Genomic DNA, 25,113 nt, shown 5'->3' with positions numbered 1-25,113 from the left:
TCTACGAGTTTACACTTACAAATTTTTGCTCATAAATGCTGCAACTGCAAAATAAAGGACCCAACGCTTATGGCCGACTTCAAAAAAATCCTCATCGCCAACCGAGGTGAAATCGCCATTCGCATCATGCGCGCCGCCAACGAAATGGGAAAAAAAACCGTTGCCGTTTTCGCCGAAGAAGACAAACTCGGCCTGCACCGTTTCAAAGCTGATGAAGCCTACCGCATCGGTGAGGGTCTGGGCCCTGTCGCCGCCTACCTTAGCATCGAAGAAATGATCCGCGTCGCGACAGAATGTGGGGCTGACGCGATCCACCCCGGTTACGGCCTGTTGTCCGAAAACCCCGATTTCGTCGACGCATGTACCGCCGCGGGCATCAAATTCATCGGCCCACGGGCTGAAACCATGCGCGCGCTCGGTGATAAGGCATCGGCACGTCACGTTGCGATTGATGCGGGCGTTCCGGTTATCCCCGCCACCGAAGTTCTTGGTGACGACATGGCCAAGATCAAGAATCAGGCGGCCGAGGTCGGCTACCCATTGATGCTCAAGGCGTCTTGGGGTGGCGGTGGTCGCGGCATGCGCCCGATTGCATCCGAAGACGAACTTGAAGAGAAAATCCTCGAAGGACGCCGCGAAGCAGAGGCCGCGTTCGGCAATTCCGAAGGCTACCTGGAAAAGATGATCACCCGTGCACGTCACGTCGAAGTGCAGATCTTGGGCGACTCCAGCGGCGAAATTTACCACCTTTGGGAACGCGATTGTTCCGTGCAGCGCCGCAACCAAAAAGTCGTTGAACGCGCCCCCGCCCCGTATCTGTCCGGCACTCAGCGCGAAATGCTTTGCAATCTGGGCAAGAAAATCTGCCAGCACGTGAATTATGAATGTGCGGGCACGGTCGAATTCCTGATGGATATGAACTCGGGCGAGTTCTACTTCATCGAAGTGAATCCCCGCGTGCAGGTCGAACACACCGTCACCGAAGAAGTCACCGGTATCGACATCGTTCAGGCGCAGATCAAGATCGCTGAGGGCAAATCGCTGGTCGAGGCCACAGGCTGCGCGTCGCAATATGACGTCAAACTCGACGGGCACGCCCTGCAATGCCGCGTGACCACAGAAGACCCGACCAACAATTTCATCCCCGATTATGGCCGTATCGGCACCTATCGCAGCGCGACAGGCATGGGTATCCGACTGGACGGCGGCACAGCCTATTCTGGCGCTGTCATCACGCGCTACTACGACAGTCTGCTGACCAAAGTCACCGCATGGGCCCCAACGCCCGAGGCTGCAATCAGCCGCATGGACCGGGCTTTGCGCGAATTTCGTATTCGCGGTGTGTCCACCAACATCGCATTTGTGGAAAACCTGCTCAAGCACCCGACGTTCCTGAACAACGAATACCACACGCAGTTCATCGACACGACACCAGAGCTGTTTGATTTCAAGGCCCGCCGCGACCGCGCGACAAAAATCCTGACCTATATCGCGGATATTACCGTCAACGGTCATCCCGAAACCCAAGGGCGCGCAAAACCGGGCGCCGAGGCTTTGCCACCTAAGGCACCGATCCCGCGCACGAAGGACAACATTCCCGGCACACGCCAGATCCTCGACCAGTTCGGCCCCGACGCCGTGGCCGATTGGATGCGTGATCAAAAACAACTGCTGATTACCGACACGACCATGCGTGATGGGCACCAGTCGTTGCTGGCCACCCGCATGCGCTCGATCGATATGATCCGTGTGGCCCCGACCTATGCGGCGAACATGTCGTCGCTGTTTTCCGTGGAATGCTGGGGCGGTGCGACGTTTGATGTGGCCTATCGGTTCTTGCAGGAATGTCCGTGGCAGCGCCTGCGCGACATCCGCGCCAAGATGCCAAATATCATGACGCAAATGCTGTTGCGCGCCTCCAATGGTGTCGGCTACACGAATTACCCCGACAACGTGGTGCAGGAATTTGTGCGTCAGGCGGCCACGTCTGGCGTTGACGTTTTCCGCGTGTTCGACAGCCTCAACTGGGTCGAAAACATGCGCGTGGCGATGGACGCCGTGATCAAGGCCGAAAAGGTCTGCGAAGGTACGATCTGCTATACCGGTGACATCAACGACCCCGCCCGCGCTAAGTACAACGTCAAATACTACGTTGAAATGGCGAAAGAGTTGGAAAAGGCAGGCGCGCATGTGCTGGGCCTGAAAGACATGGCCGGATTGCTGAAACCAGCCGCCGCGACGCAGTTGGTGAAGGCGCTGAAAGAAGAAGTCGGCCTGCCGATCCACTTCCACACGCACGACACGTCCGGTGCCGCGATTGCCACAGTTCTGGCGGCGTCCGATGCAGGCGTCGACGTGGTCGATGCGGCCATGGACGCGCTGTCAGGCAACACATCCCAGCCGACACTGGGGTCCATTGTCGAAGCGTTAAAGCACTCTGATCGCGATACAAAGCTCGATGTGTCCGCGATCCGCGAGATTTCCAACTATTGGGAAACTGTGCGCGCACACTACGCAGCGTTCGAATCCGGTCTTCAGGCCCCCGCGTCCGAGGTTTACCTGCACGAAATGCCCGGTGGCCAGTTCACCAACCTCAAGGCGCAGGCACGTTCGCTTGGCCTAGAAGAACGCTGGCACGAGGTCGCGCAGACCTATGCGGATGTGAACCAGATGTTTGGTGATATTGTTAAGGTCACGCCGTCCTCCAAAGTGGTGGGTGACATGGCCCTGATGATGGTGTCGCAGGGCCTGACCCGTGCGCAGGTCGAAGACCCTGATACTGACGTCAGCTTCCCCGATTCAGTGATCGATATGATGCGCGGCAACCTTGGCCAGCCTCCCGGCGGGTTCCCTGACACCATCGTCAAAAAGGCGTTGAAGGGCGAAAAACCCAACCTCAACCGTCCAGGCAAATCGCTTAAGGCGATTGATCTGGACAAAGTACGCGCAGAGCTGTCTGAAAAGCTCGACGGGCGTGCATTTGATGGCGAAGACCTTAACGGCTATCTGATGTATCCAAAGGTTTACCTTGATTACGCTGATCGCCACGAAACCTACGGCCCGGTGCGCACCCTGCCCACGCGGACGTTCTTTTACGGCATGGAACCGGGCGAGGAAATCACCGCCGAAATCGACCCCGGCAAAACGCTCGAAATCCGCATGCAGGCTGTGGCCGAAACCAACGAGGAAGGCGAGGCCAAGGTGTTCTTTGAACTCAACGGCCAGCCCCGCACAATCCGCGTGGCAAACCGCCTGATCAAGGCCAGCACGATCCAGCGCCCCAAAGCAGAGGCCGGAAACGACAACCACATTGGCGCCCCCATGCCCGGCGTTGTGGCGTCCGTTGCGGCTGTCGTCGGCAAAGAGGTCAAAGAAGGCGATCTGCTGCTCACCATTGAAGCGATGAAGATGGAAACCGGCATTCACGCCGAACGCGATGCGGTGATCAAGGCTGTGCACGTTACCGCTGGCGGTCAGATCGACGCCAAAGATCTTCTGGTTGAACTGGAGTAAGTCAAAATTCGCAAGAATTTTGTCGCCGCCGTGCTTGCACGGCGGCCCCCCGCCCCGCAGGGTGATCCCCGATAGGGGATTTTCATGACCAGTACACTACCTAAACTCATGTCCGGCGTTGCGACCTTGGGCCACGGCGGGCCAGACATGCTCGTCTGGCGCGATGATCTGCCTGTGCCGGTCGCTAGTGCGGACGAGGTCGTGATCAAAGTCGCCGCGGCGGCCGTAAACAATACCGACATCAACACGCGGATCGGTTGGTATTCAAAGTCTGTGACAGGTGCGACCGACGCCGTCACAACGACAGATGCCGAAGACGGCGGTTGGGCCGGAACCCCTCTCAAGTTTCCCTTGGTACAAGGTGCCGATTGCTGCGGGTATATTGTCGCCGTTGGGGCAAACGTGAACCCCGCGCGGATCGGGCAACGGGTTATCGTGCGCGCCATGCAATCAACCGGATCGGGCAACCAGCCCTTTATCACCGACACCTTCGGGTCCGAACACTGGGGCGGCTTTGCGCAATACACCAAAACCTTTGATGCAGAGGCTTTTGTCGTTGACGACACGCTGTCAGACACCGAATGGGCCAGCATTCCGTGTGCCTTTTCCACCGCAGAGGGCATGTTGCAACGCGCGAACGTCACCAATGATAGCGTCTTGATCACAGGTGCATCAGGCGGTGTTGGTGCGGCGGCCGTGCAATTGGCCGCCATGCGCGGCGCCGAAGTGTTCGCCATGACACAACCGGGCAAAGCAGACGCCGTCAAAGCCCTTGGGGCGGCGCAGACGCTGGGGCGTGATGCGGTGCTTGGCAAACATCACTTTGACGTCGTGATCGATCTTGTGGGCGGTCCTGCATGGCCTGCCCTTCTTGAGGCGCTAAAGCGCGGCGGGCGCTACGTCACCGCGGGTGCGATTGCCGGACCCATGGTTGAACTGGACCTGCGCACGCTTTACCTCAATGATCTAACGCTGCTGGGCAGCACCTATCAGCCCAAAAACGTCTTCGAAGATCTGATCGGGTATGTTCAGGCAGGTAAACTGCGCCCCGCAATTGCCGCCAATTATGACTTGCGCGATATCCATGCGGCACAAGACGCGTTCAACGCCAAGAACCATGTCGGCAAGATCACCCTCACCGTGCCGCAATGACGATGCGCCTGTCGACCCTTTCGATTCTTGTGCCCGACTACGATATGGGCCTTGCGTTCTTTGTCGGGCAATTGGGGTTTGATCTGCTGGAAGACACGGATCAAGGACACAAACGATGGATCAAAGTCGCGCCCAAAGGGGCCGAAACCGCATTCCTGATTGCCAAGGCCACAACACCCGATCAGATCGCAGCCATCGGCAACCAAGGAGGCGGACGTGTTTGGCTTATTCTGGAAACCGACGACTTTGCACGCGACCATGCCGCATACCTGAACGCAGGAATCATCTTTGAAGAATCCCCGCGCCACGAACCCTACGGCATCGTGGCGGTGTTCCGTGACCCATTTGGCAACCGTTGGGACCTCATCGAATTTACCGACTGAAACCTTGCACCAAGGGCGATCCCTTGCCCATATTGGCCCCAACATGTGAAAGGATTTTGTGATGAAAAAGTTGATGATCGGCGTCGTCATTTTGGCGGGTTTGTGGTTCTACAATAACGGAACCGACCCTGTGTCATCTGACGCGGCCAATGGCGATCCTGTCGAAGCATTCGCCAGTGATGATGCGCAAATGAACGCCGCAATGGATGCCGCTCTCACCACGCTGCCTGCGTTTCTGGAAAACCAAACTGACGATGCGGGCAATGCCATCGGCCAAACAAGCGTCAAAGTCGCCTTTGAAATCGGCACGGATGCGTTTGAAATCATCTGGGTCAGCGGGTTCAACTGGGACGGTGGCGTGAACATGGCAGGGTTTCTGGCCAATCAACCCAATTACATGGGCGATCTGAATGCAGGGGACCGCGTCGAATTCACCACGGATATGGTACGCGATTGGTCGCTGACAGAACCGGACGGGACGATGTGGGGCAATTACACAACCCGCGTGATTGTGCCCCAGTTGGACGCGGACACTGCGGCCGCATTGAACGCGATGTTGTCGCCCGACCCTGTACCGTCAGATTGGAACTAAGGATATGCAGAAAATCCTTCTGTTGACTGATTTGCACCTGCGCACACGGGGCAAGACAATCATCGGGCTGGACCCTGCGGCGCGGCTGGGCCTGGCCCTCGAACAAGCGCTCGGGGATCATCCGGATGCGGAGGCACTGATTTTAATGGGTGATTTGACCCATTCGGGCAAACCGGAAGAATACAGCGCCTTGCGCAACATTCTGGCCAGCTGCACAATTCCCGTGATTTTCATGATGGGCAACCATGACGCGCGCGCGCCGTTTTACGCAGAATTCCCCGATGCCCCAAAAACACCGCAAGGCCATGTGCAACATATTGTTGATTTGCCAGATCACCGGATCATCACGCTCGACACATTAGACGAAAACGCGGACCCACATCATTCCGGGGTTCTGTGCACGGACAGATTGGCGTGGCTACAGGCCGCCCTGAACAGCACAAACGGGCGCATGCCACTTGTATTTGCGCACCACCCACCCTGTGACATCGGCCTACCTGGCATGGATGCAATTGGCCTTCGCAACGGGTCAGACTTGCTGGCGCTTTTGGAAAACAAGGGTGCACATCTGTTTTGCGGGCATGTGCATCGCACAATCTCGGGTCAGGCCAACGGCATTCCTTACGCCATCTTCAAAAGCACCTGCCATCAAGCCCCCCTTGACCTTGAGGCCCCCGACAGCACGCTGTCGATCGCGGAACCCGCGGCCTACGGGTTATTATTGCTCGGCCCGAATACCGTCACGGTGCACAGCGAAGACATCGGGCTTAACCTGCCAAGCATTGCGGGAAACGACGCGCTGCCTGAAACGGAGCCCTCATGATCACATCCATCTACGCGATCCCGCTTGCGGTTTTGTTCATCATCCTCAGCGTGCGGGTCATCACCTATCGGCGGGCCAACCAGCTTGGCCTTGGGGATCACGGTGACAAAAGCCTCATGAAACGCATGCGGGCCCATGCCAATTTTACAGAATACACGCCGTTTGCATTGGTTTTGATGATCATGGTCGAACTTCATGGACCCGGTGCGATAATTTTGCATGTGATCGGTGGTCTTCTTTTGGCGGGGCGCCTGGCGCACGGGTATGGGTTTTCCGCGTCTCCGCCCAAAATGAACCTGCGCGTGGGTGGGATGGCCCTGACGTTCGCATCCTATTTGGTCTCAATCGGTGCCTTGGTCTATCTTGTGATGGGGCCGGTCTAGCAGGCGTCAGAAAAAGTCAGTTGATTGATGACTTTCCTCTTGCGGGGCGCGCCGCGACTTTGTAATCAGCCCACACGAATAGGATGCGGGCGTAGCTCAGGGGTAGAGCATAACCTTGCCAAGGTTAGGGTCGGGCGTTCGAATCGCCTCGCCCGCTCCAATTCGATCCTGCATACCCCGCAGGAAGCACAGGTCACCCTCGGGTGGCCTTTTTGCTTTTCTGGGCCTAGCTTTGGGCGACCTCCCCTATTGAAAGCAACCCCATGGACGAGACAGTAAAATCTGAATTGATTGACGCGGTCATCAGCATTGCGAGGTCCGTGCGCGAAGACGTGCACTTAGGCGAAAAATACGGTGGTACGGTCTTCATGATGGACCCTGATGCACCGGGCAGCTTTGTGGGCGGGGTCTTTGCATCCAAGGCGCATGTGTCGGTCGAATTTTCAAACGGCGCGGATTTCAGTGACCCGAACGGTGTGCTGGACGGCAAAGGCAAAGCGCGGCGCCATGTCAAATTGCACGGACTTGGCGATGTGGATGATAAAGACGTCGCAGGTTTTCTGGCGCAGGCGTTCGGGGCCTAAAGAATTGGCAGTTGCGGCGCGCTGTCCGCAGGCAACACCCCGATCTTACGAGGATCATCTGCAATTTCGACCTGTCGCGCATAGGCCGTGAACCCGCTGCGCACATAAAACGGCAAAGCCTGCGGGCTATCGAGAGTGCAGGTATGAACATGAAAACGCGTAATCGGTTCGGCCCACGCGCGGTCAAGCGCATGTTCCATCAGCCACCGCCCTGCCCCGGTGCCAACCATGGCTGGCGTCAGCCCAAAATACCCCAATTCGCATTCACCGGCGGTGCGAAAATCCAGTTCAAGCACACCCACATCACGCCCGTTCACACGCACTGAAAAAATCTGAACAGCAGCGTCATGCAAAATCGCGCGCAATTCGTCATCTGCCATGCCAAGGCGCGAAAACCACATCCAATCTTGCCCGCCGACCCGCATGAACAGGTCGCGATACCATTCAAGATCGGGTTTTCGATGGGCCATCAACTCAGCATCGACTTCGGGAATTTCACGAGGTGCGGGCCGTTCAAACATCTGTAAATGCGTAACAATTGCGGCAATCTGGCCCTGCGGCACATCCCAAAATTCAGACTTCACGCTGATATCCCATCATATTTTGCGCCTGCTTTAACCCGCCAATAACCTTGAACGCGCCACAAACCTGACACCTAGAAACGATCTGTTCTTGGTTAAGAAACAGTTTGTTGAAACAGGACGATCCCATGCCCCGTACTGCATCCAAAGCGATTGATTGCGAAATGTCCAACGCCAAAGACGCCGCTGAGCGTGCCGCAATCAAAGACGCCGCAAACCATTTGCGTGCACGGCCCACCGAGGGGTTTGATCTATTGATCGACAACCTGCATTTATGCGCCGATCCCGACATCGCCGCCCTTTTGGTCGACTGCGCCACAAGCACCGGACGTTATGACATTGCAGAACAGGCGCTGCGGATTGCAAACGATCCCTGTGGCATTCTTTGCGCTCAGCTGCGCCTTATGCAAAACAACCCTTGTGCGGCTCTCTTGGCTATAAAATCACGCCCGCAAAACGCCCATCACCGCGCGCGGTTCTTCGGATTGCGGATGCGCGCCAACCTGATGATCAACCGCTATGATGCCGCCGTCGAAGCCGCGCTTGAATGGGCAGATCATACCCCGCATTCGCCGACCCCGTTCAAAGTCCTCGCGAAATTGCTCACCCAGCAGGACGACGCCCGCGCGCTCGTTTGGTCAGAGCGCGCGCAGGACATTTCAAACGGCACGCCACACATGTTGCGGGCTGTTTAACCCTGTTGCGCCCACGCATGGGCTGGTTAATTTCGTCTTGTACCGCTTGGCGCGCCGCAGATGGCCCCCTATAAGCCGCCCAAGACGCGACCCCGAAAGGAACAGCCATGCGCACCAGCACCATCACCCGAAAAACCGCCGAGACTGATATCTCGGTCGAAATAAACCTCGATGGAACAGGGGTCTATGACAACAAGACGGGCGTCGGTTTCTTTGATCACATGCTGGATCAACTGGCCCGCCATAGCCTGATTGATATGACAATCCGTGCCACGGGCGATCTGCACATTGATGATCACCACACCGTCGAGGACGTGGGGATCGCGCTGGGTCAGGCCTTGGTAGACGCGCTGGGCGACAAGCGCGGTATCAACAGGTATGGCGATTGCCACCTCGCGATGGACGACGCGCAGGTACGTTGCGCGCTCGATCTGTCCGCGCGCCCCTATCTGATTTGCAATCTCAACCTTCCGACGGCCAAAATCGGTACGTTTGACACCGAATTGGTGCGCGAGTTCTTTCAGGCCTTGTCAACGCACGGCGGCATCACGCTGCACATCGACACCCTGCACGGGTTCAACAGCCACCACATCGCCGAGGCCGCGTTCAAATCCGTGGCCCGCGCGCTGCGTGTCGCCGTCGAAACGGACCCGCGCAAGGCAGACGCGATTCCATCGACCAAAGGTGCCCTTTGACCACTGTTCTGATCGACTATGACAGCGGCAATCTGCACTCGGCGCAAAAGGCGTTTGAACGCATGGCGGCCGAGGTAGACGCAGGCGACGTGATCGTGACCGGTGACCCCGATGTCGTGGCCCGCGCCGACCGTATCGTGTTGCCCGGTGACGGGGCGTTCCCCCATTGCCACGCCGAACTCCACGGTATTTCAGGGCTGGCAGATGCGATCCGCGAAAGTGTTGAACGCCGCGCTGTGCCCTTCATGGGTATCTGTGTGGGCATGCAAATGATGGGTCTGCGCGGGTTCGAATACGAAGAAACCCCCGGCTTCGGCTGGATCGACGGTGAAATCCAAAAGATCACACCAAACGATGCGACGCTGCCGGTGCCCCATATGGGCTGGAATGATTTGGTGATCGACACCCCGCACCCCGTTCTAGACGGATTGAAAACCGGCGATCACGCTTATTTCGTTCATTCATGGCAGATGAAAATGGGTGATCCGTCCCAACGCCTCGCGCATTGTGATTACGCGGGTGACATAACCGCAATCGTCGGGCGTGACACAATCATCGGAACGCAATTTCACCCCGAGAAAAGCCAAGATGCAGGTTTGCGCATGATCGCTAACTTCTTGCGATGGGCACCATAGAAAAAGCCGCTCTAGGGTAAATCCCTTGAGCGGCTTTTTCTTTTATATCAAATCACTATGAAGCAATCTTAATGTGACACATTAATTGCGTGTCCACGTCCCGCCATCACGGCAAATACCCAAAACGCAGCCCGATACGGACAATGTGTTGCCGTTAAGCTGAAGACGGGAATTGTAGGTCTTGTCGCGATCGGGCGACCACACCTGACCACGATATTCGCCGCCGCCATTCGGCGTCGTGTCAAAAATGATCTGACGGCCGATGTTCGGGGATGCCATCTGTGCACCGCTTCCGTCGAAGGCTTGGATCAACGTGCCACACAGCGCCGCGCCGCATGGGGCAACCTGCACAATGCCGGAATTCCCGTTGTCGTCTGTTGGCGTGCGCCAGTTGCCTTCAAGAGGGTCCGCAAACGCTGCGCCCGCAAAGCCGACCGTCGCGGCCAATGTAAGAAGAATTTTATTCATTTAAGTAGTCTCCTCCCTGAGATTGGACAAATCATGGCGGTGATTGGCGATTCCACGCAAGCGTAACGTGGGGTCGCGTTGCATCTGACCGCCTGCCATGGCTATACGCGGGCATCGCAGAAAACAGGTGCCGCAATGATCCTTTACCCCGCTATTGACCTCAAAGACGGCCAGGCCGTGCGCCTTGTGCATGGGGATATGGACCAATCTACCGTGTTCAATGACGATCCGGCGGCACAGGCCAAAGAATTCGTGGCTGCGGGCTGTGAATGGTTGCACCTTGTTGATCTGAACGGCGCGTTCGCGGGCGAACCCGTAAACGCCGCCCCCGTCGAGGCGATCCTCAAGGCCTGCCCTGTCCCAGCGCAGCTTGGCGGTGGTATCCGCGACATGAAGACAATCGAACGCTGGATTGATCGTGGTTTGGCCCGCGTGATCCTTGGTACCGTCGCCGTCGAAAACCCCGATCTGGTGCGCGAAGCGGCCCGGGAATTTCCAGGCAAGGTCGCCGTGGGGCTTGATGCGCGCAATGGGTTTGTGGCCACCAAAGGCTGGGCGACGGAAACCGAAATTCAGGTTACCGACCTCGCCAAATCGTTTGAAGACGCCGGCATTGCGGCGATCATTTACACAGACATTCTGCGCGACGGTGCGATGAAGGGTCCCAATATCGAAGCAACCGAGGCGCTTGCCCGTGCTGTGAACATCCCCGTCATCGCATCTGGTGGCGTGTCATCCATGGGCGACCTCGTAGCGCTAAAGGCAACTGGCGTCATTTCCGGCGCCATTTCGGGGCGTGCGCTGTATGATGGGGCGATTGATCTGGGTGCAGCCCTCAAGGCACTGGCCTAGGCGCGCGGGTCGGGGTAAACCTGCGCCATGTTAAAAACACGCATCATCCCCTGTTTGGACGTCGCCAATGGCCGCGTCGTCAAAGGTGTCAATTTTGTCGATATCGTCGATGCCGGCGACCCCGTGGAATCCGCCATTCGCTACAACGATATGGGCGCAGACGAGTTGTGTTTTCTCGACATTATGGCGACCGAGGAAAACCGCGGCACCATGTATGATCTGGCCACCCGCACCGCCGAGGCCTGCTTTATGCCGCTGACCATCGGCGGCGGGGTTCGCACCCATGTCGACGTGCGAAATCTGCTTTTGGCGGGCGCGGACAAAGTCTCTTTCAACTCCGCAGCGGTGGCAGACCCTGATGTTCTGACAGAGGCCGCACTGCGCTTTGGATCACAGTGTATTGTTTGCGCAATTGACGCAAAAACGGTGGCCCCTGGTCGTTGGGAAATCTTCACCCACGGAGGACGCCGTGCGACCGGCATTGATGCTGTGGAATTCGCCCTGACCGCGCAGGCGAAAGGTGCGGGTGAAATCCTGCTCACGGCGATGGACAACGATGGCACCAAGTCAGGTTTCAATCTGGCCCTGACGCGCGCCGTTACGGACGCGGTGTCGATCCCGGTTATTGCGTCTGGGGGTGTTGGCACCCTCGATCACCTTGTTGAAGGTGTGACAAAAGGCGGCGCATCTGCTGTTCTTGCCGCATCGATCTTTCACTTCGGAACCTATACAATCCCGCAAGCCAAGGCGCACATGCAGGCGGCAGGCGTTCCTGTAAGGATTTGAAATGTCGATAAAAAATCTTGCCCAAACAATTGCAAACCGGGTCGGTGGTGATCCAGAACAAAGCTGGACAGCCAAGCTGTTGGCGTCCCCTGACAAAGCAGCTGAAAAATTTGGCGAAGAAGCCGTCGAAGCAATAATCGAAGCCACAAAAGGCGATAAATCCCGCCTAACATCGGAAGCCGCGGATGTGATGTATCACCTGCTGGTCATGTGCGCAGCGCACGGTGTGACCTTGGCGGATATCGAAGCAGAATTGGACAGCAGAACAACCCAGTCGGGGTTGAGCGAGAAAGCGAACAGATGATCCGCCATATCGCGTTTTTTTCCGCTATTGATCCAACCTATCTGGACGATATCGAAGCGGGTCTTTGGGTTCTAAAAGACAATCCCCACGCTGTGCGTTTTGCCGTCCATCGCAACCTCAATCTTGATGAAATTCCAGGGCCGCATCCTGATTTTGTTGTGATGGCCGATATCCAGGATGAGGCCGCATTAGCCGCCTACAAGGCACATCCGCTCTATGCGGAATCCATCCGCCGCGTGCGCCCACTGCGTGACATTCGCGTTGCCGCAGACCTGCGGCTCGATGACGCCTAAATTGTCATTTTACAACTTGGACGACAGCACGCCCGTGTTGAACCCGCCCATCCGCAATTCGCCAAACAAACGTTGATATTCGATCTTCGGGCATCGGTTCTGGATCACCGTCACACCGCGCGCCTCAGCGACGGACGCAGCCTGTTGGTGCTCCACTCCGATCTGCATCCAGACGGTTTGCAAATCCGGCCAGCGGGCCAAAGCATCATCCACAATCGCAGGCACCGCTTCAGAGCGGCGGAAAATATCAACCATATCAACATCAAACGGGATGTCAGCCAACGAGGCGTATACAGTTTCACCAAACAGGGTCTGCCCCGCCAATCCGGGATTCACTGGAACAACACGAAACCCCTTAAGCCCAAGGTAACGCGCCACAAAATAGCTCGGTCGTACCGGGTTGGCCGACACACCCACGACGGCGACAACGCGGGCCCGCTTCAACACATCCTTGATCAGTGAATCACTATACATTTCACTACCCTAGCCCACGAAATCTCTACAAAAAAGCGCCCGCACTGAAATGCGGGCGCAAGGTACGGAACGAGGGACAGTGAGAACAAACGAAGGAGTTCCAACCCCCGTCTGCCTCAAATATCTATGAACGAAGTCCCGCCATTTAAGGCCTGATCAGGCAATCGTGATCAACCCAGCGCAGTCGGCCAGTTGCCATCCGCCAAGACAATGTTGCCGGGCACATCCTCAAGCCAAACCTGACGCACATTGACGGAATAGTTCAGATACAGCTTATCTTCATGCACCGTCCAAGCCTCAGGGACCGAGGTTGCAACATAGCCCTTGGACATCGCAAAGGCACAGTAACCACCATATTGCGGCGCGTAGGCTTCGGGGTTGGCCATAAACAGTTCCATGTTTTCGGCTGACGCGAAATGCCAGGTTGTACCCTGCCACATCAACGCATGCTCTGGGCTGCCGGCCATTGGCGCACCTTGCGTGAAATATGCCACGGGATCGGTGCCGCGAATGGCAATATCATCAACAGAAAACACCTCAGGCTCTGCGGCCATGGCGGGGCGGTTTAACAATGCAGCGGCAGGGGCCGCGATGGCGGCGGTCAAAATCAGGCGGCGGGTCAGCATAGTTTGGGTCTCCAACAATCAATTTCGTGTTGCACCCTACTTGGACCATCTCACCTTTCAAAAACACCCACCTCGCCCAACCGTGACGAAGCGTGCGCAAATGTTTCAATCGAAAATGTCTTCGATTTCGTCCCAGACCTCTTCAACGATCTTGCGCCATATCCCCTTGCGTTTATTGCGTTTTTTGACCTTTCGGGCCTTGGGATGGGGTTGTTTTGGGTGCGTTGGTTTGGGCCTCGGGCGGGTGGGTGTCGCCGCAGGCGCAGTCCCCCGCGAGGCTGCTTTTGGTAACATTTTGAGGTCATGCAAAGGCGCGCCGCAGCTTGAACAGCTCAACTCGTGGCGATCTTTTCCACGCAACACCAACGCAGCGCGGGTGCCACAATAACAACACGTGGCGATTTTCTGGGCTGGCATGATCTCTCCGGTTTAGGTCGCTCTACTTGCATATAGGGCGACCGCCGCAGCATTTGAGACGTTGAGTGACCCAAATTCACCCGCAAAGTCGATTTTCACCAAGGCATCACAGGTTTCTTTGGTTTTTTCACGCAAACCCGGCCCCTCAGCCCCCAACACCAACGCAATCGCGCGATCCCGCTTGCCGTCAACCGCCTGTTCGATCGTGCCTTCGGCCTCACCGTCCAGACCGAGAACAAGGTATCCCATGCCCTGTAATTCAACGATCGCATCCGCCAGATTGCGCACCCGCAGATAAGGCTGACGTTCCAACGCGCCACTTGCGGTCTTAGCCAACGCACCAGTTTCGGGTGCTGCATGGCGTGACATCGCCACGACGGCCTGTGCACCAAACACCTCCGCGGATCGTAAAATCGCGCCAACATTGTGCGGATCCGTCACACGATCCAGCAAAAGAACACGCGGCGGGGTGACACCGTCGCCCATGCAGCGATCCACAACATTACCCCAATCCAGCGGCTTCACTTCTAAGGCCGCCCCCTGATGAACTGATTGCGGATCAATGGGGGCTGCAAACTTGCGGGGTTCGCACATTTCAGGCTCTGGCCCATGGGCCACGGCATCCCCCAGACGATCAAGGGCATTGCGCGTAACGACCAGCCGCAATTTTTCACGTGCAGGGTTCAGCAACGCATCGCGCACCGCATGCAGGCCAAACAGCCAAACCGTATGGTTCGCCGCCGCCCGTTTATCGCGTTCTTTATCAACGACCCATTGTGGCTTTTTCATAGTAAAATCCTAATCCTGCCCCCCTCATGCGGGGGATCGGCAAAAACCGCAAGCCTGACTGTAATTTAGCACCGAAATTGCGCGCAATTGAGGTTGACGCCCCAACACGCCAAAGCTATTGACGCCGCCAGTGGGCGACAGGCCGCAAGGTGTGGCAGGGGACTGTAACTCCCTCGCGGAGACGCACGCCTGGTTCGATTCCAGGGTCGCCCACCACTTTTCCCTATAAATATCTGATTTATTAGTGTAATTTTGAGGCTAGCCACTCTATAAGCCAATCGCAAGGGCCATGCCCAGATCGCCTTTGTTTACTGGCGCGGATGGCGTTGCAAGGTTCTCGGCCAATGGCGCGTCGTAGCCATAACATGAAATTTAGTCATGCAGTGGTCGGCAGGAGTTCAACAAAGATGGGCAAGATCCTGTGATGTTTTTGGAAGCGTTCGCAAACCTTGGTATCAGGGGTCTGTACGGGCTTTGCTCTCTAGACCATCACACGAACGATATGCGCGTGGCACGACGCCTTTGAGACCTAAGACAGCCACACAGCCTATATCGCACAATTGCGCACAGAATTTAGATGCCCGCCTGGCAACAGCCAAAACTGACCGATTTGGCTCAGCCTTTAGGGAATACGCACTTCGTTGCGCTGAAACTGTGCGAAATCCATGCCGCCATCATCGAACACGATCTCGATATAGATGCTTTCAACACTGCCCAGCGGATAGATCACGTAAGGCAGAAAATTTTCAACATCGACCATGACATTGGGTTGGGCGAATGCGTCGTTGCAGGGTTCCATCGGCACCACAATGTCAGCGGGCGCACCATTGATCCCGTAACGGATATCCCAAAGCCCGCAGCGCCACGCCATCAGATGGCTGAAATACACCAAATCCCGCCCGTCAAATTCACGCACACCGACCCAATTGCTTTTGGTCATGCCCAAGATCGGGCGAACTTCCAGGGCGGTCGTGAATTTGCCTGTCGCAATCTGTGGCTCAGGCGCGCGCGCGGCAGTCAGATCATCGCCCGACCCTTCGGACAGCGGTGTGATTTCCTCAACAACTCCGGCAGGTTCAACCGCAATGACCTGCGTCTGCGGTGGTTCAATCCCGAGGCCAATGCCAATAATCAACGGCAAAAATAAATCAATCATTTCGCTCTCCTATTCAGCAAACAGGCCTTTGCGTCCGGCCCGCAGCGCCCCTATAGTGGCGACAAAAGACAAGCAGGCAAGCAAAATGGCAAATAAATCCACACCGCGCGCGGCCCAGTCCGCGCCGACCCTGTCATCTGATTTCGACATCGTCGTCGTCGGCCAACATGGGCGCTTGCAGTATGAATGTTTGTTGTTGGCCGCGTCCTTGCGCGCCAATGCCCCAACCTTTGCAGGCACGCTGTATGTGGCAGAACCCCAAGCAGGACCGCTTTGGCCCAAAGACCCCAGCATGCCCGGCGATATCAAAGGCGCGCTCGAAGAGCTCGGCGCGGTGATCTTGCCATTCGAAAATACAGCCTTCGGGGTGACCTACCCCCATGGCAACAAAATCGAAGCGCTTTGCGCCATGCCGCAGGGGCGAAATTTTCTGTTCTTGGACAGCGACACATTGATCTTGGGCGATCTTGGAACACTGGCGACAGATTTTACCCGCCCCTCAGCGTCTATGCGGCGCACGGGCACATGGCCCGAGGAAGAATTGTATTGGCCCGGATATTCCGCAACGTGGAAATCGCTTTATGATCGGTATGGATTAGAATTCGACAGCACATTGGATCTGGATCAACCGGACGAATACTGGGCGCGCTATTTGTATTTCAACGCGGGCTGGGTCACCGGGTTTGATGCCCCCGCTTTCGGGCAGCGCTGGCGCGATTGGGCCTTGGACATCCGCGACAATCGCCCCGAGGAACTTGTGTTGCAGTCGCTTGATCCGTGGCTTGACCAAGTGGCATTGCCATTGGTGATCCACAGCTTTGGCGGCGGGCGCCCCGGTGATGATTTGGCGGGGCTTGATGGTGATCTGACATGCCATTACCGCCTGCTGCCACTGCTCTATGCACGCGAAAATGACCATGTTGTCAAAGTGTTGGAGGACGTCACCAACCCCAACAAAGTGAAAAAATGGCTAAAGCAATATGACCCGTTCAAGCGGATGATCTATCAAGGGCGCGGCGAAAAAGTGCGCGCTATGTTTGATCAAGACGACCTGCCGCCGCGTGAACGCCAGCTGCGAAACCGGATCAAGAAAGAAGGGTTCTGGATGCGTTGACGTCGATTGAACATCAATCTTCGATTGGCGCCTGCGGCGGGCGGCGGCGGATTTTCTAGTGAAAATCCGAGATCAAACCGGACAAGATCGAAATTGGCGGGACGGACTGAAGGGGCTGTCTGCCCCCGCCTCACGGCCCCCCGAGAATATTTCCAAAGCAAAGACACGATGAGGGACATCCGGCACGCCCCGTCAGGACGCACCGGAGCCAAAAAAGATCACTCGTCTTCGCTTACGGCCATCGGCATTCCTGCCTGTACCGCAGAACAGCCAATGACATGACTTGGTTAACGACACCTTACCGAACAAGCCCGCACCAAACAGATTTCTTTGGGCTGGGTGATTTTGGCCAAATAACCGCGCCACAATTGCCGACGCGCGACGCTCATTGAGGTCCGCCGCCGAACTCTTTAACCTGAGCCCAACTTAACCCACGGAGAAGACCATGACCGACACGCCATCCTACGGCTTTGACACCTTGCAAATCCATGCAGGCGCCCGCCCTGATCCAGCAACCGGCGCGCGCAACACGCCGATTTATCAAACGACAGCCTATGTGTTTCGTGATGCAGATCACGCCGCGGCTTTGTTTAATCTGCAAGAGGTCGGGTATATTTATTCGCGCCTGACAAATCCGACTGTCGCTGTTTTGCAAGAACGGATTGCCACACTTGAGGGCGGCGCAGGTGCGGTGTGTTGCTCATCCGGTCATGCGGCCCAGATCATGGCGCTGTTCCCGATCATGCAGCCGGGTATGAATGTTGTCGTGTCCTCGCGCCTTTATGGCGGGACGATCACGCAGTTCAGCCAGACCATCAAACGTTTTGGTTGGGAAGCCAAGTTTGTTGATATGGACGACACTGCTGCTGTTAAGGCAGCAATTGATGACAACACCCGTGCGATTTTTGGCGAAGCGATTGCCAACCCCGGCGGCTACATCATGGACGTGCGCGCAATTGCTGATATCGCCGACGCCGCTGGTGTTCCGCTGATCATCGACAACACCACAGCGACGCCTTACCTGTGCCGCCCCATCGAACACGGCGCGACCTTGGTTGTTCATTCCACCACAAAATATCTGACGGGCAATGGATCGGTCACGGGTGGCTGTGTGGTTGATTCCGGTAAATTCGATTGGGCTGCGTCTGACAAATTTCCATCCCTGTCCCAGCCTGAACCTGCCTACCACGGCATGAAATTCGCCGAAACGTTCGGCCCGCTTGCCTATACGTTCCACGGCATCGCCATTGGTCTGCGCGACCTTGGCATGACAATGAACCCGCAGGCGGCGCACTACACATTGATGGGCATCGAAACCCTGTCTTTGCGCATGGATCGCCATGTTGAAAACGCCACAAAGCTGGCCAACTGGCTAGAGGGCGACGACCGTGTGGATTACGTAACCTACGCAGGTCTGGAATCCTCGCCGTATTTTGATCGTGTCAAAACGGTTTGCCCACGTGGCGCATCTGCGCTGTTCACCTTTGCGGTAAAGGGCGGCTACGACGCCTGTATCAAACTTGTCGACAGCTTGGAGATCTTTAGCCACGTGGCGAACTTGGGTGATACGCGCAGCCTGATCATCCATTCCGCGTCGACCACGCACCGCCAACTGACGGCTGAGCAACAAGAGGCCGCAGGCGCGGGCCCCGGCGTTGTGCGCGTTTCAATCGGGCTGGAAGACGCGGATGATCTGATCGCGGACCTTGATCAGGCACTGGCCAAAGCGACAGCCTAAACCATTGAAATCTGTCAAAGGGCCTCGCTGGTGCGGGGCCCTTTTTCGTATCGACCGTTAGTCAACAATCGCGTAAACCATACTGACGGACGCGTTGATCACTATATTTCCGGGGGCAACCGGCACATCGTATTGCGGGGACGACGCCGCCATTTCCAGCATCACAGGTTCCGCTTCTAGCGCGCGGTAGCCACCCCCACCGCCTTCAGACAATGTCATCAAATCACCAACAGCTACGCCAGCTGCATCCGCGTAAAGGGCGGCCAACCGTGCACCTTCGGCAACAGCACGGCGGCGGGCCTCATCCGTGGCGGCAGACGGGTCTTGCAAGCCGAAATTCACGCGGTCCAGACGGTTCGCCCCGTCCCCGACCATCGCGGACAGTAGCCCGCCCAATCGATCAAGGTCTGTCACATTAACCTCAATAGAATTGACCGCACGGTACCCGATAATTTGCTGCCCTGAGGACAAAACGCTTTGGCTGTAACGCGGTTGCAGGCGGATCGCGCCGCTGCGGATATCGTCCGCCGGGATGTCTTCAATGTCCAGCGTCGCCAAAATCGCCGCGGTTGCCGCGCTCGCTTGATCCAAGGCTTGTGCGGTGTCTTCCGCTTCTGCCTGCACACCAATGACCACCGTTGCCATATCCGGTTCGACCATGATTTCACCACGTCCTGTCACCGAAATGGTGCGGTCCTGGGCGGCTGCGGGGGATGACAGTGCGGCAAAGGCCAGCGTGCCGGTAATAAGGGTTAGGGCAATAAGTGAACGCATAAGAAAGCTCCTGATACTATGGTTTCATCCTATCTGACGTGCGCCGCGCTGCAATCCTTGGGAAAAGTCGCGCTTGGCGTGGGCGAAAGGTTGCTGTAGCGTTTGAAGCCATGAAAAAGGGGAGTTTTCAGCCCCGATACAGAATGCTAAGTCACGCGAATGAAATCGAATTTTGCCCTGTCTTTGTCCTTTGACGGACTACGCCTCATGCACCGAACATCTGGTGGGTGGCATTTGGTCGGACAGGTCGCGTTGGACGACGCGGATGTGACCGGATCATTGGCACGCCTGCGCGGTGCGGCTGAATCCCTTGAACCCGGCGGCATCGCGACCAAGCTGTTGATCCCGAACGATCAAATCAAATACCTCGCGCTGGATACGACCCGCGCAGAGGACGAACAGGTGCGCGATGCGTTGCACGGCGCAACGCCCTATGCGGTTGATGAACTCACCTATGATTTCGCCAAAGGTGGCGGGCGGACGTATGTTGCAGCCGTTGCGCGCGAAACCCTGGACGAGGCGCAGCAATTCGCGACAGAACACGGCTTTAACCCGATCAGCTTTGCCGCAGTGCCCGAACCGTTTACATACGTGGGAGAGGCATTTTTTGGCGCCACAAACGGCCATACAGCAGAGCGAGACGCAGAACCTGTCGTTGTAATCGGAGAGGCGGACGTCACCCTACCCGACCCTGCCCCAATCGCCGAGCCTGAGCCTGAGCCTGAGCCAGTCGTCGCGGATGCTGTGCAAACCGCCACACCCGTAGAACCGGAGTCCCAGCCGCAGGTTGAAGCCGAACCAACACCGGAGCCGGACGCAAACCCGGAACCCGAATTCATCCCTGATCCGATCCCTGCGCCAGTGGCTGAACCTGACCCCGAAGCAGCACAGACTGCCGCAGAGGTCGAACCACAAGAACCGCCTGCTCCGGACATCGATGACACCCCGACAGAGCCCGTTCACGATGACGCCCCGCCGCAAGACGCCGACGACGCGGCCACGATCGAAGAAGATACACCAGCCCCGATGTTCGCATCCCGTTTGCGGGCAGATCGCAACGAAGGCCGCCCTGCTGAAAAGCCGGAAACGCCAGATGCCCCGACCCGCGCTGAACCGACGTTCAGCCGCGCAGCGCCCCCGGCCCTCGCGGTGCCAACGGACGCTGGCGAAACCAGCGTTCCGCCTCTCGCGGCACCAAGCCGTGACGCTGACAATGTCGCAACGGCGCCGATCACGACGGACGCACCGGATGCAGATGTCGCCGTGCCAGTCACGGGCGAGGCATCAACAGCCTTGTCGCCCGACGCCGCCGTGTCAGCCGCATCACTGACAGTTGAACCCGACGCGCCTGACGCAAAAAACGCGGACGACAAAGACGCATCCGAACCGCGCAGCGGTGCAGCCGCCACGGCCATGGGTGCCGCATCCGCCGTTGGTGGCGCGGTGGGGGGCATGTTCGCCAGCCGCCGCATGGCCCGCGCCGAAGCCAAGGCGAAAGAGGCGGCAAAGCCCGCCGAACCTGCGCGCAAGACCGTTTTCGGCGCGCGCAAACAGCCAAAGCCGAAACCCGTTATCGGCGGCAAGCCACGGTTCCTCGGCCTGATCCTGACCGCCATCCTGCTGCTGTTCCTCCTTGCCATTGCTGCCTTCGCCGCCTTGTCCGAAGAAGGTATCGCAAGCTGGTTCGGCTTTGGATCGGCAGACACACAAATCGCAGCAACAGACCCCGCCACGGTGCCGGAGGTGGCCGCCGCCGTACCCGCAGAACCGCAAGTGGCCAGTGCACCAGATGCCTTGGCCACGCCGACCGCGCCGCCCGGTGGACAAGTCCTTTCCCCCGAAGAAGCAACGCGCATCTATGCCGCCACCGGAGTGTGGCAAAGGGCCCCCCGCATTCCACAAACTCCGCGCACAACATCCCTTGATACGTTGGCGCTCGGCACACCAGCCAGCACTGTTCCCCGCGTTCCATCCAGCCCGCTTTCCTCTGTCAGCAGCATTTCAGGCGACGCGTTGATCGCGACCCCGATCGATCCCCCCGCCCCTGACACGACCTTTAATTTCGGCTCTGACGGGCTTGTGGTGGCAACCGAACAGGGCAACGTCACCCCCGATGGTATCTTGGTGATTGCGGGCGCGCCGCCGCTTAACCCGCCAACCCGTCCGGGCACCGTCGCGCCAGAAATCACCCCGCAAGACCAGCTTGCCGCCCTCACGCCTGAGGAAGCGGCCCCCGTTGTAGATGCCCCCGAAGGCGTCATTGTCATCGCGGGCCGCCCCGCAATTGAACCGCCAATTCGCACGGGCACACAGGCCCCGGCCCCCGAACCGCAGGCCGCAGCGCTTGCAGCGGGGGATGCACCATTGTTGGCCACGGACGGCCTTTTGGTGCTTGCGGGATCGCCGCCCGTTCTGCCGCCGATCCGCCCCGGAACCGCAGCCCCCGTCGCGACACCGATTGCTGTGATCGAAACACCAACAGTGCCAGCCCCCGCGCCCGAGGACATCGTAGAGGGGCTCAACGTGATCGCAGGCGCACCGCCGGTTCTGCCGCCCGCGCGTCCGGGCACCATCGCGCCGCAAAATGATGCAGCACTCGACAGTTTGACCGCAGATGTGGCCGCCGCCCTTGCCGTAGAAAGTGCGGTTGCACCCACGGCCGACACCCGCCGCCCGTTGGCACGCCCGGCCACCGTGATCCGAGCGGCAGCCGCCGTTGCGAATACGCCGGTTCTCGGCGCGCTGACGGTATCGCAAGCCTCGGCATTTCGTCCGCGCACCCGTCCGGCGGGCCTTGCACCTGTGCCTGCCCCGACACCTGATCCCGAACCCGCCCTGTTAGAGGCCGCCGCACCCGCCGCCACCCAAAACGGGTTGCAAATCTCGCCCGCGATCGCCGCCGCCGTACAAGCCGCCGCCAGCCGACCCAACCCGATCGTCAATCCCACGGCTTTGGCCGTCCCAACAAGCAGCCGCCCAGACCCGCGCCCGCGTAATATGGACCGCATCGTCGCACGTGCAAACCAAGCTCAGGAACGCGCCGCAGCCCAAGTGGCCTCGGTTGCGCCGCGCACAGTCGCGCCCTCCGGACCAACAGGCGGGGCCGTCGCCCAGAACGCGACTTTGGAAAACGCGATGAACCTGCGCGATGTGAACCTTATTGGAATTTATGGCGGCAGCAGTGACCGCCGCGCGCTCGTGCGGCTTGGCAACGGGCGCTATGTGCGTGTAACGGTCGGGGATCGCCTTGATGGTGGCCGTGTCACCGCAATCAGCGCTGGCGCACTGAGCTATACAAAACGGGGCCGCGCCGTTACCTTGCAAGTGGCAGGATAAACCCTTGCGTTCCCGCGCACAGATGCCGATCTAAAGACCATGCAAGAAATCCTCCTCCTCGCGACGCTTTTGCTTGGCGCTGCCGTGATCGCGGTTCCGCTTGCTGCAAGGTTGGGCTTTGGGTCGGTGCTTGGATATCTGCTGGCGGGCGTCGCAATCGGCCCGCTGCTCGGCGCGGAGGCGACAGAACTGCAACATATCGCCGAACTCGGCGTCGTGATTATGCTGTTTCTCATTGGCCTTGAACTGGAACCACGCGCCCTTTGGGGCATGCGCCATCGCCTGTTGGGCCTTGGCGGACTGCAAATATCATTGACGACCTTGGCCTTAATGGGCGGCTTTATGATGTTGGGTCAGCCGTGGCAAACAGCGCTCGCGATCGGGTGGATTTTCGCGCTGTCTTCGACGGCCATCGTGTTGCAAACCCTGTCAGAAAAAGGGCTGATGCAAACCAGCGGCGGGCGCAACACGTTCTCGGTGCTGCTGACACAGGACATCGCCGTTATCCCGATGCTGGCGCTGATTCCGCTGTTGGCCCTGCGCTCTCCTGTGACGGTGCAACCGGACGGATCCATGATACGCGCTACGGATACGGCGGCGGACGCAGCCGATCATTCTGTCAGCCTTGTCGCGGGCCTTCCGGCATGGGGCGTCACATTGGTGACCATCGGCGCCGTGGCATCCGTGATCCTTGTGGGCATCTTCCTCACCCGGCCGCTGTTTCGCTATATCCACCACGCAAAACTGCGCGAAATGTACACCGCGCTGGCCCTTCTTATCGTTGTGTCTATTGCGGCCCTGATGGGCCTTGTCGGCCTGTCCGCAGCCCTTGGCACATTCCTTGCGGGCGTTGTTCTCGCCAACTCGGAATTTCGCCACGAACTGGAATCAGACCTGCAACCCTTCAAGAGCCTGCTGCTGGGGCTATTTTTCATTACCGTCGGTGCCGGCATAAACTTTGAGGTTCTGGCATCCGACCCTGCGCGTATTGTCGGCCTCACGGTTGCGATGATGCTGATCAAGGGCACGGTTCTTTATGTCCTTGCGCTGCTGTTCAAACTGGACACCCGCGCGCGCTGGCTGTTCACCCTTGGTCTTGCGCAAGCAGGCGAATTCGGCTTCGTCCTTATCGCATTTTCCGTAGACACCGCAGTGCTCGGTGCGCAGCTTAGCTCAGAATTGCTGCTGATTGTGGCGTTGTCGATGATGATCACACCGCTTTTGTTCATCACCTACGATCAGGTTTCGCGCCGGATCGGTTCGGACAATGCGGATCACCAAGAAGATGAAATTGACGAAAAAGGCAAAGTGATCATCGCGGGCATTGGTCGCTTTGGTCAGGTCGTGAACCGCCTTGTGCAATCCAGCGGCTTTAGCACTGTGGTTCTGGACAGCGATTTCAAAACCGTCCAACTGATGCGTACTTTCGGTTTCAAAGGCTTCTTTGGTGATCCGACACGCCCCGATATCTTGCACGCTGCGGGCCTAGATGATGCGGCCGTTCTGGTCGTGGCCGTCAATGATAAGGCGTCAGCGGTCAAACTGGTTGAATATGCCCGCAAACGCCGCCCCGACATCCACATCGTCGCCCGCGCGCGCGACCGCGTGCATGTCTATGAACTGTATGCAGCGGGCGCGAATGACATTGTACGCGAATTGTTTGACAGCTCTTTGCGGGCCGGGCGCTATGTTCTCGAAAACCTCGGGATCGGCGAATACGAAGCGTCAGAGGCAGAAATGTCGTTCTATCATCACGACCGCGCAACCCAGCTCGACCTCGCCGAGGTTTGGGATCCAAACATCCCGATCAAAGACAACAAGGCATACGTCGAACGCGCAAAAGCCGCCAACCGCGACCTTGAAACCCGTCTGGCCGAAACACTGGACGAGGCCGAACGCAAAGCGGTGCGTGCGGGGGGCCGTCCGGCGCAAAAACCGAACGGCGATTAA

At 57.9% G+C, this 25,113-nt stretch carries 26 protein-coding genes and 2 tRNA genes; 20 read left to right on the top strand and 8 right to left on the bottom strand.

Annotation, left to right across the window (positions count from 1 at the left end; translation table 11 throughout):
* Positions 1-69 precede the first annotated feature (69 nt).
* The 8 genes from L0664_RS03825 to L0664_RS03790 all read left to right on the top strand — a co-directional run bounded on the left by L0664_RS03825 (position 70) and on the right by L0664_RS03790 (position 7,430).
* Complete coding sequence (locus L0664_RS03825) at positions 70-3,513, top strand: pyruvate carboxylase (RefSeq protein ID WP_235224296.1); 3,444 nt, start codon at positions 70-72, stop codon at positions 3,511-3,513.
* Positions 3,514-3,597: 84 nt separating this feature from the next.
* Entirely contained in the window at positions 3,598-4,665 is a 1,068-nt protein-coding gene (locus tag L0664_RS03820; RefSeq protein WP_235224295.1) for a zinc-binding dehydrogenase, read from the top strand.
* Positions 4,662-5,048: a VOC family protein gene (locus L0664_RS03815; RefSeq protein ID WP_235224294.1), complete on the top strand. Its 387-nt coding sequence runs from the start codon at positions 4,662-4,664 to the stop codon at positions 5,046-5,048. The genes L0664_RS03820 and L0664_RS03815 overlap by 4 nt, the downstream gene beginning before the upstream one ends.
* Before the next feature lie 61 nt (positions 5,049-5,109).
* Entirely contained in the window at positions 5,110-5,640 is a 531-nt protein-coding gene (locus L0664_RS03810; RefSeq protein ID WP_235224293.1) for a DUF2314 domain-containing protein, read from the top strand.
* Between the two features lie 4 nt (positions 5,641-5,644).
* Positions 5,645-6,463, top strand: coding sequence for a phosphodiesterase (locus tag L0664_RS03805; RefSeq protein WP_235224292.1), 819 nt, complete (start codon positions 5,645-5,647; stop codon positions 6,461-6,463).
* Positions 6,460-6,846 carry an MAPEG family protein gene (locus tag L0664_RS03800; RefSeq protein WP_235224291.1) on the top strand — a complete coding sequence of 129 codons (387 nt, stop codon included), beginning with the start codon at positions 6,460-6,462 and terminating at the stop codon, positions 6,844-6,846. Before L0664_RS03805 ends, L0664_RS03800 begins: the two co-directional genes overlap by 4 nt.
* Before the next feature lie 85 nt (positions 6,847-6,931).
* Positions 6,932-7,006, top strand: a tRNA-Gly gene (locus L0664_RS03795).
* Positions 7,007-7,109: 103 nt separating this feature from the next.
* Positions 7,110-7,430: a DUF1801 domain-containing protein gene (locus tag L0664_RS03790; protein WP_235224290.1), complete on the top strand. Its 321-nt coding sequence runs from the start codon at positions 7,110-7,112 to the stop codon at positions 7,428-7,430.
* Here the strand turns inward: L0664_RS03790 and L0664_RS03785 are convergent.
* Positions 7,427-8,014 carry a GNAT family N-acetyltransferase gene (locus L0664_RS03785; protein ID WP_235224289.1) on the bottom strand — a complete coding sequence of 196 codons (588 nt, stop codon included), beginning with the start codon at positions 8,012-8,014 and terminating at the stop codon, positions 7,427-7,429. The genes L0664_RS03790 and L0664_RS03785 overlap by 4 nt on opposite strands.
* Positions 8,015-8,139: 125 nt before the next feature.
* Here L0664_RS03785 and L0664_RS03780 point away from each other — a divergent pair, with 125 nt between their 5' ends.
* The 3 genes from L0664_RS03780 to hisH all read left to right on the top strand — a co-directional run bounded on the left by L0664_RS03780 (position 8,140) and on the right by hisH (position 10,036).
* Positions 8,140-8,706, top strand: coding sequence for a hypothetical protein (locus tag L0664_RS03780; RefSeq protein WP_235224288.1), 567 nt, complete (start codon positions 8,140-8,142; stop codon positions 8,704-8,706).
* A gap of 107 nt (positions 8,707-8,813) precedes the next feature.
* Positions 8,814-9,401 carry an imidazoleglycerol-phosphate dehydratase HisB gene (hisB, locus tag L0664_RS03775; RefSeq protein ID WP_235224287.1) on the top strand — a complete coding sequence of 196 codons (588 nt, stop codon included), beginning with the start codon at positions 8,814-8,816 and terminating at the stop codon, positions 9,399-9,401.
* Positions 9,398-10,036 carry an imidazole glycerol phosphate synthase subunit HisH gene (gene hisH / locus L0664_RS03770; RefSeq protein ID WP_235224286.1) on the top strand — a complete coding sequence of 213 codons (639 nt, stop codon included), beginning with the start codon at positions 9,398-9,400 and terminating at the stop codon, positions 10,034-10,036. Before hisB ends, hisH begins: the two co-directional genes overlap by 4 nt.
* 81 nt (positions 10,037-10,117) lie before the next feature.
* Here the strand turns inward: hisH and L0664_RS03765 are convergent, their stop codons facing one another.
* The gene (locus L0664_RS03765; protein ID WP_235224285.1) at positions 10,118-10,504 is read right to left on the bottom strand and encodes a DUF2147 domain-containing protein; all 387 of its coding nucleotides are present in this window, start codon (positions 10,502-10,504) and stop codon (positions 10,118-10,120) included.
* 135 nt (positions 10,505-10,639) lie between these two features.
* Here L0664_RS03765 and hisA point away from each other — a divergent pair, with 135 nt between their 5' ends.
* The 4 genes from hisA to L0664_RS03745 are packed head-to-tail and all read left to right on the top strand — an operon-like array spanning position 10,640 to position 12,739.
* The gene (hisA, locus tag L0664_RS03760) at positions 10,640-11,356 is read left to right on the top strand and encodes a 1-(5-phosphoribosyl)-5-[(5-phosphoribosylamino)methylideneamino]imidazole-4-carboxamide isomerase (RefSeq protein WP_235224284.1); all 717 of its coding nucleotides are present in this window, start codon (positions 10,640-10,642) and stop codon (positions 11,354-11,356) included.
* Between the two features lie 27 nt (positions 11,357-11,383).
* Positions 11,384-12,142, top strand: coding sequence for an imidazole glycerol phosphate synthase subunit HisF (gene hisF / locus L0664_RS03755; RefSeq protein ID WP_235224283.1), 759 nt, complete (start codon positions 11,384-11,386; stop codon positions 12,140-12,142).
* A 1-nt stretch (position 12,143) separates the two neighbouring features.
* A complete protein-coding gene (locus L0664_RS03750) occupies positions 12,144-12,446 on the top strand; it encodes a phosphoribosyl-ATP diphosphatase (RefSeq protein WP_235224282.1) in 303 nt (100 codons plus the stop codon).
* Complete coding sequence (locus L0664_RS03745) at positions 12,443-12,739, top strand: Dabb family protein (protein WP_235224281.1); 297 nt, start codon at positions 12,443-12,445, stop codon at positions 12,737-12,739. Before L0664_RS03750 ends, L0664_RS03745 begins: the two co-directional genes overlap by 4 nt.
* A gap of 9 nt (positions 12,740-12,748) precedes the next feature.
* On the opposite strand, the gene L0664_RS03740 is transcribed toward L0664_RS03745, so the two are convergent.
* The 4 genes from L0664_RS03740 to rlmB all read right to left on the bottom strand — a co-directional run bounded on the left by L0664_RS03740 (position 12,749) and on the right by rlmB (position 15,045).
* A complete protein-coding gene (locus L0664_RS03740; RefSeq protein WP_235224280.1) occupies positions 12,749-13,213 on the bottom strand; it encodes a CoA-binding protein in 465 nt (154 codons plus the stop codon).
* Between the two features lie 170 nt (positions 13,214-13,383).
* Positions 13,384-13,839 carry a YHS domain-containing (seleno)protein gene (locus L0664_RS03735; protein WP_235224279.1) on the bottom strand — a complete coding sequence of 152 codons (456 nt, stop codon included), beginning with the start codon at positions 13,837-13,839 and terminating at the stop codon, positions 13,384-13,386.
* A 105-nt stretch (positions 13,840-13,944) separates the two neighbouring features.
* The gene (locus tag L0664_RS18665) at positions 13,945-14,256 is read right to left on the bottom strand and encodes a hypothetical protein (RefSeq protein WP_235224278.1); all 312 of its coding nucleotides are present in this window, start codon (positions 14,254-14,256) and stop codon (positions 13,945-13,947) included.
* Positions 14,257-14,268: 12 nt separating this feature from the next.
* Positions 14,269-15,045 (bottom strand): 23S rRNA (guanosine(2251)-2'-O)-methyltransferase RlmB, encoded by a 777-nt coding sequence (gene rlmB, locus L0664_RS03725; protein ID WP_235224277.1) that lies wholly within the window; start codon positions 15,043-15,045, stop codon positions 14,269-14,271.
* 132 nt (positions 15,046-15,177) lie between these two features.
* On the opposite strand from rlmB, the gene L0664_RS03720 reads away from it, so the two are divergent.
* A tRNA-Tyr gene (locus L0664_RS03720) sits at positions 15,178-15,261 on the top strand.
* A gap of 406 nt (positions 15,262-15,667) precedes the next feature.
* Here the strand turns inward: L0664_RS03720 and L0664_RS03715 are convergent.
* Complete coding sequence (locus L0664_RS03715; RefSeq protein WP_235224276.1) at positions 15,668-16,201, bottom strand: hypothetical protein; 534 nt, start codon at positions 16,199-16,201, stop codon at positions 15,668-15,670.
* Positions 16,202-16,286: 85 nt separating this feature from the next.
* Here L0664_RS03715 and L0664_RS03710 point away from each other — a divergent pair, with 85 nt between their 5' ends.
* Both L0664_RS03710 and L0664_RS03705 read left to right on the top strand, forming a co-directional pair.
* Positions 16,287-17,315, top strand: coding sequence for a hypothetical protein (locus L0664_RS03710; RefSeq protein WP_235224275.1), 1,029 nt, complete (start codon positions 16,287-16,289; stop codon positions 17,313-17,315).
* Between the two features lie 445 nt (positions 17,316-17,760).
* Positions 17,761-19,053, top strand: coding sequence for an O-acetylhomoserine aminocarboxypropyltransferase/cysteine synthase family protein (locus L0664_RS03705; RefSeq protein WP_235224274.1), 1,293 nt, complete (start codon positions 17,761-17,763; stop codon positions 19,051-19,053).
* Positions 19,054-19,110: 57 nt separating this feature from the next.
* Here L0664_RS03705 and L0664_RS03700 read toward each other — a convergent pair whose 3' ends face one another.
* Positions 19,111-19,827 (bottom strand): SIMPL domain-containing protein, encoded by a 717-nt coding sequence (locus L0664_RS03700; protein ID WP_235224273.1) that lies wholly within the window; start codon positions 19,825-19,827, stop codon positions 19,111-19,113.
* A gap of 207 nt (positions 19,828-20,034) precedes the next feature.
* Here L0664_RS03700 and L0664_RS03695 point away from each other — a divergent pair, with 207 nt between their 5' ends.
* The gene (locus L0664_RS03695; protein ID WP_235224272.1) at positions 20,035-23,163 is read left to right on the top strand and encodes a hypothetical protein; all 3,129 of its coding nucleotides are present in this window, start codon (positions 20,035-20,037) and stop codon (positions 23,161-23,163) included.
* Between the two features lie 39 nt (positions 23,164-23,202).
* Positions 23,203-25,113 carry a cation:proton antiporter domain-containing protein gene (locus L0664_RS03690; RefSeq protein ID WP_235224271.1) on the top strand — a complete coding sequence of 637 codons (1,911 nt, stop codon included), beginning with the start codon at positions 23,203-23,205 and terminating at the stop codon, positions 25,111-25,113.

The organism is Octadecabacter dasysiphoniae (assembly GCF_021532615.1).
Lineage (GTDB): Bacteria > Pseudomonadota > Alphaproteobacteria > Rhodobacterales > Rhodobacteraceae > Octadecabacter > Octadecabacter dasysiphoniae.
Note: the sequence above shows the minus strand (reverse complement) of the source record. Positions and strands in the feature narration are given on the sequence as shown.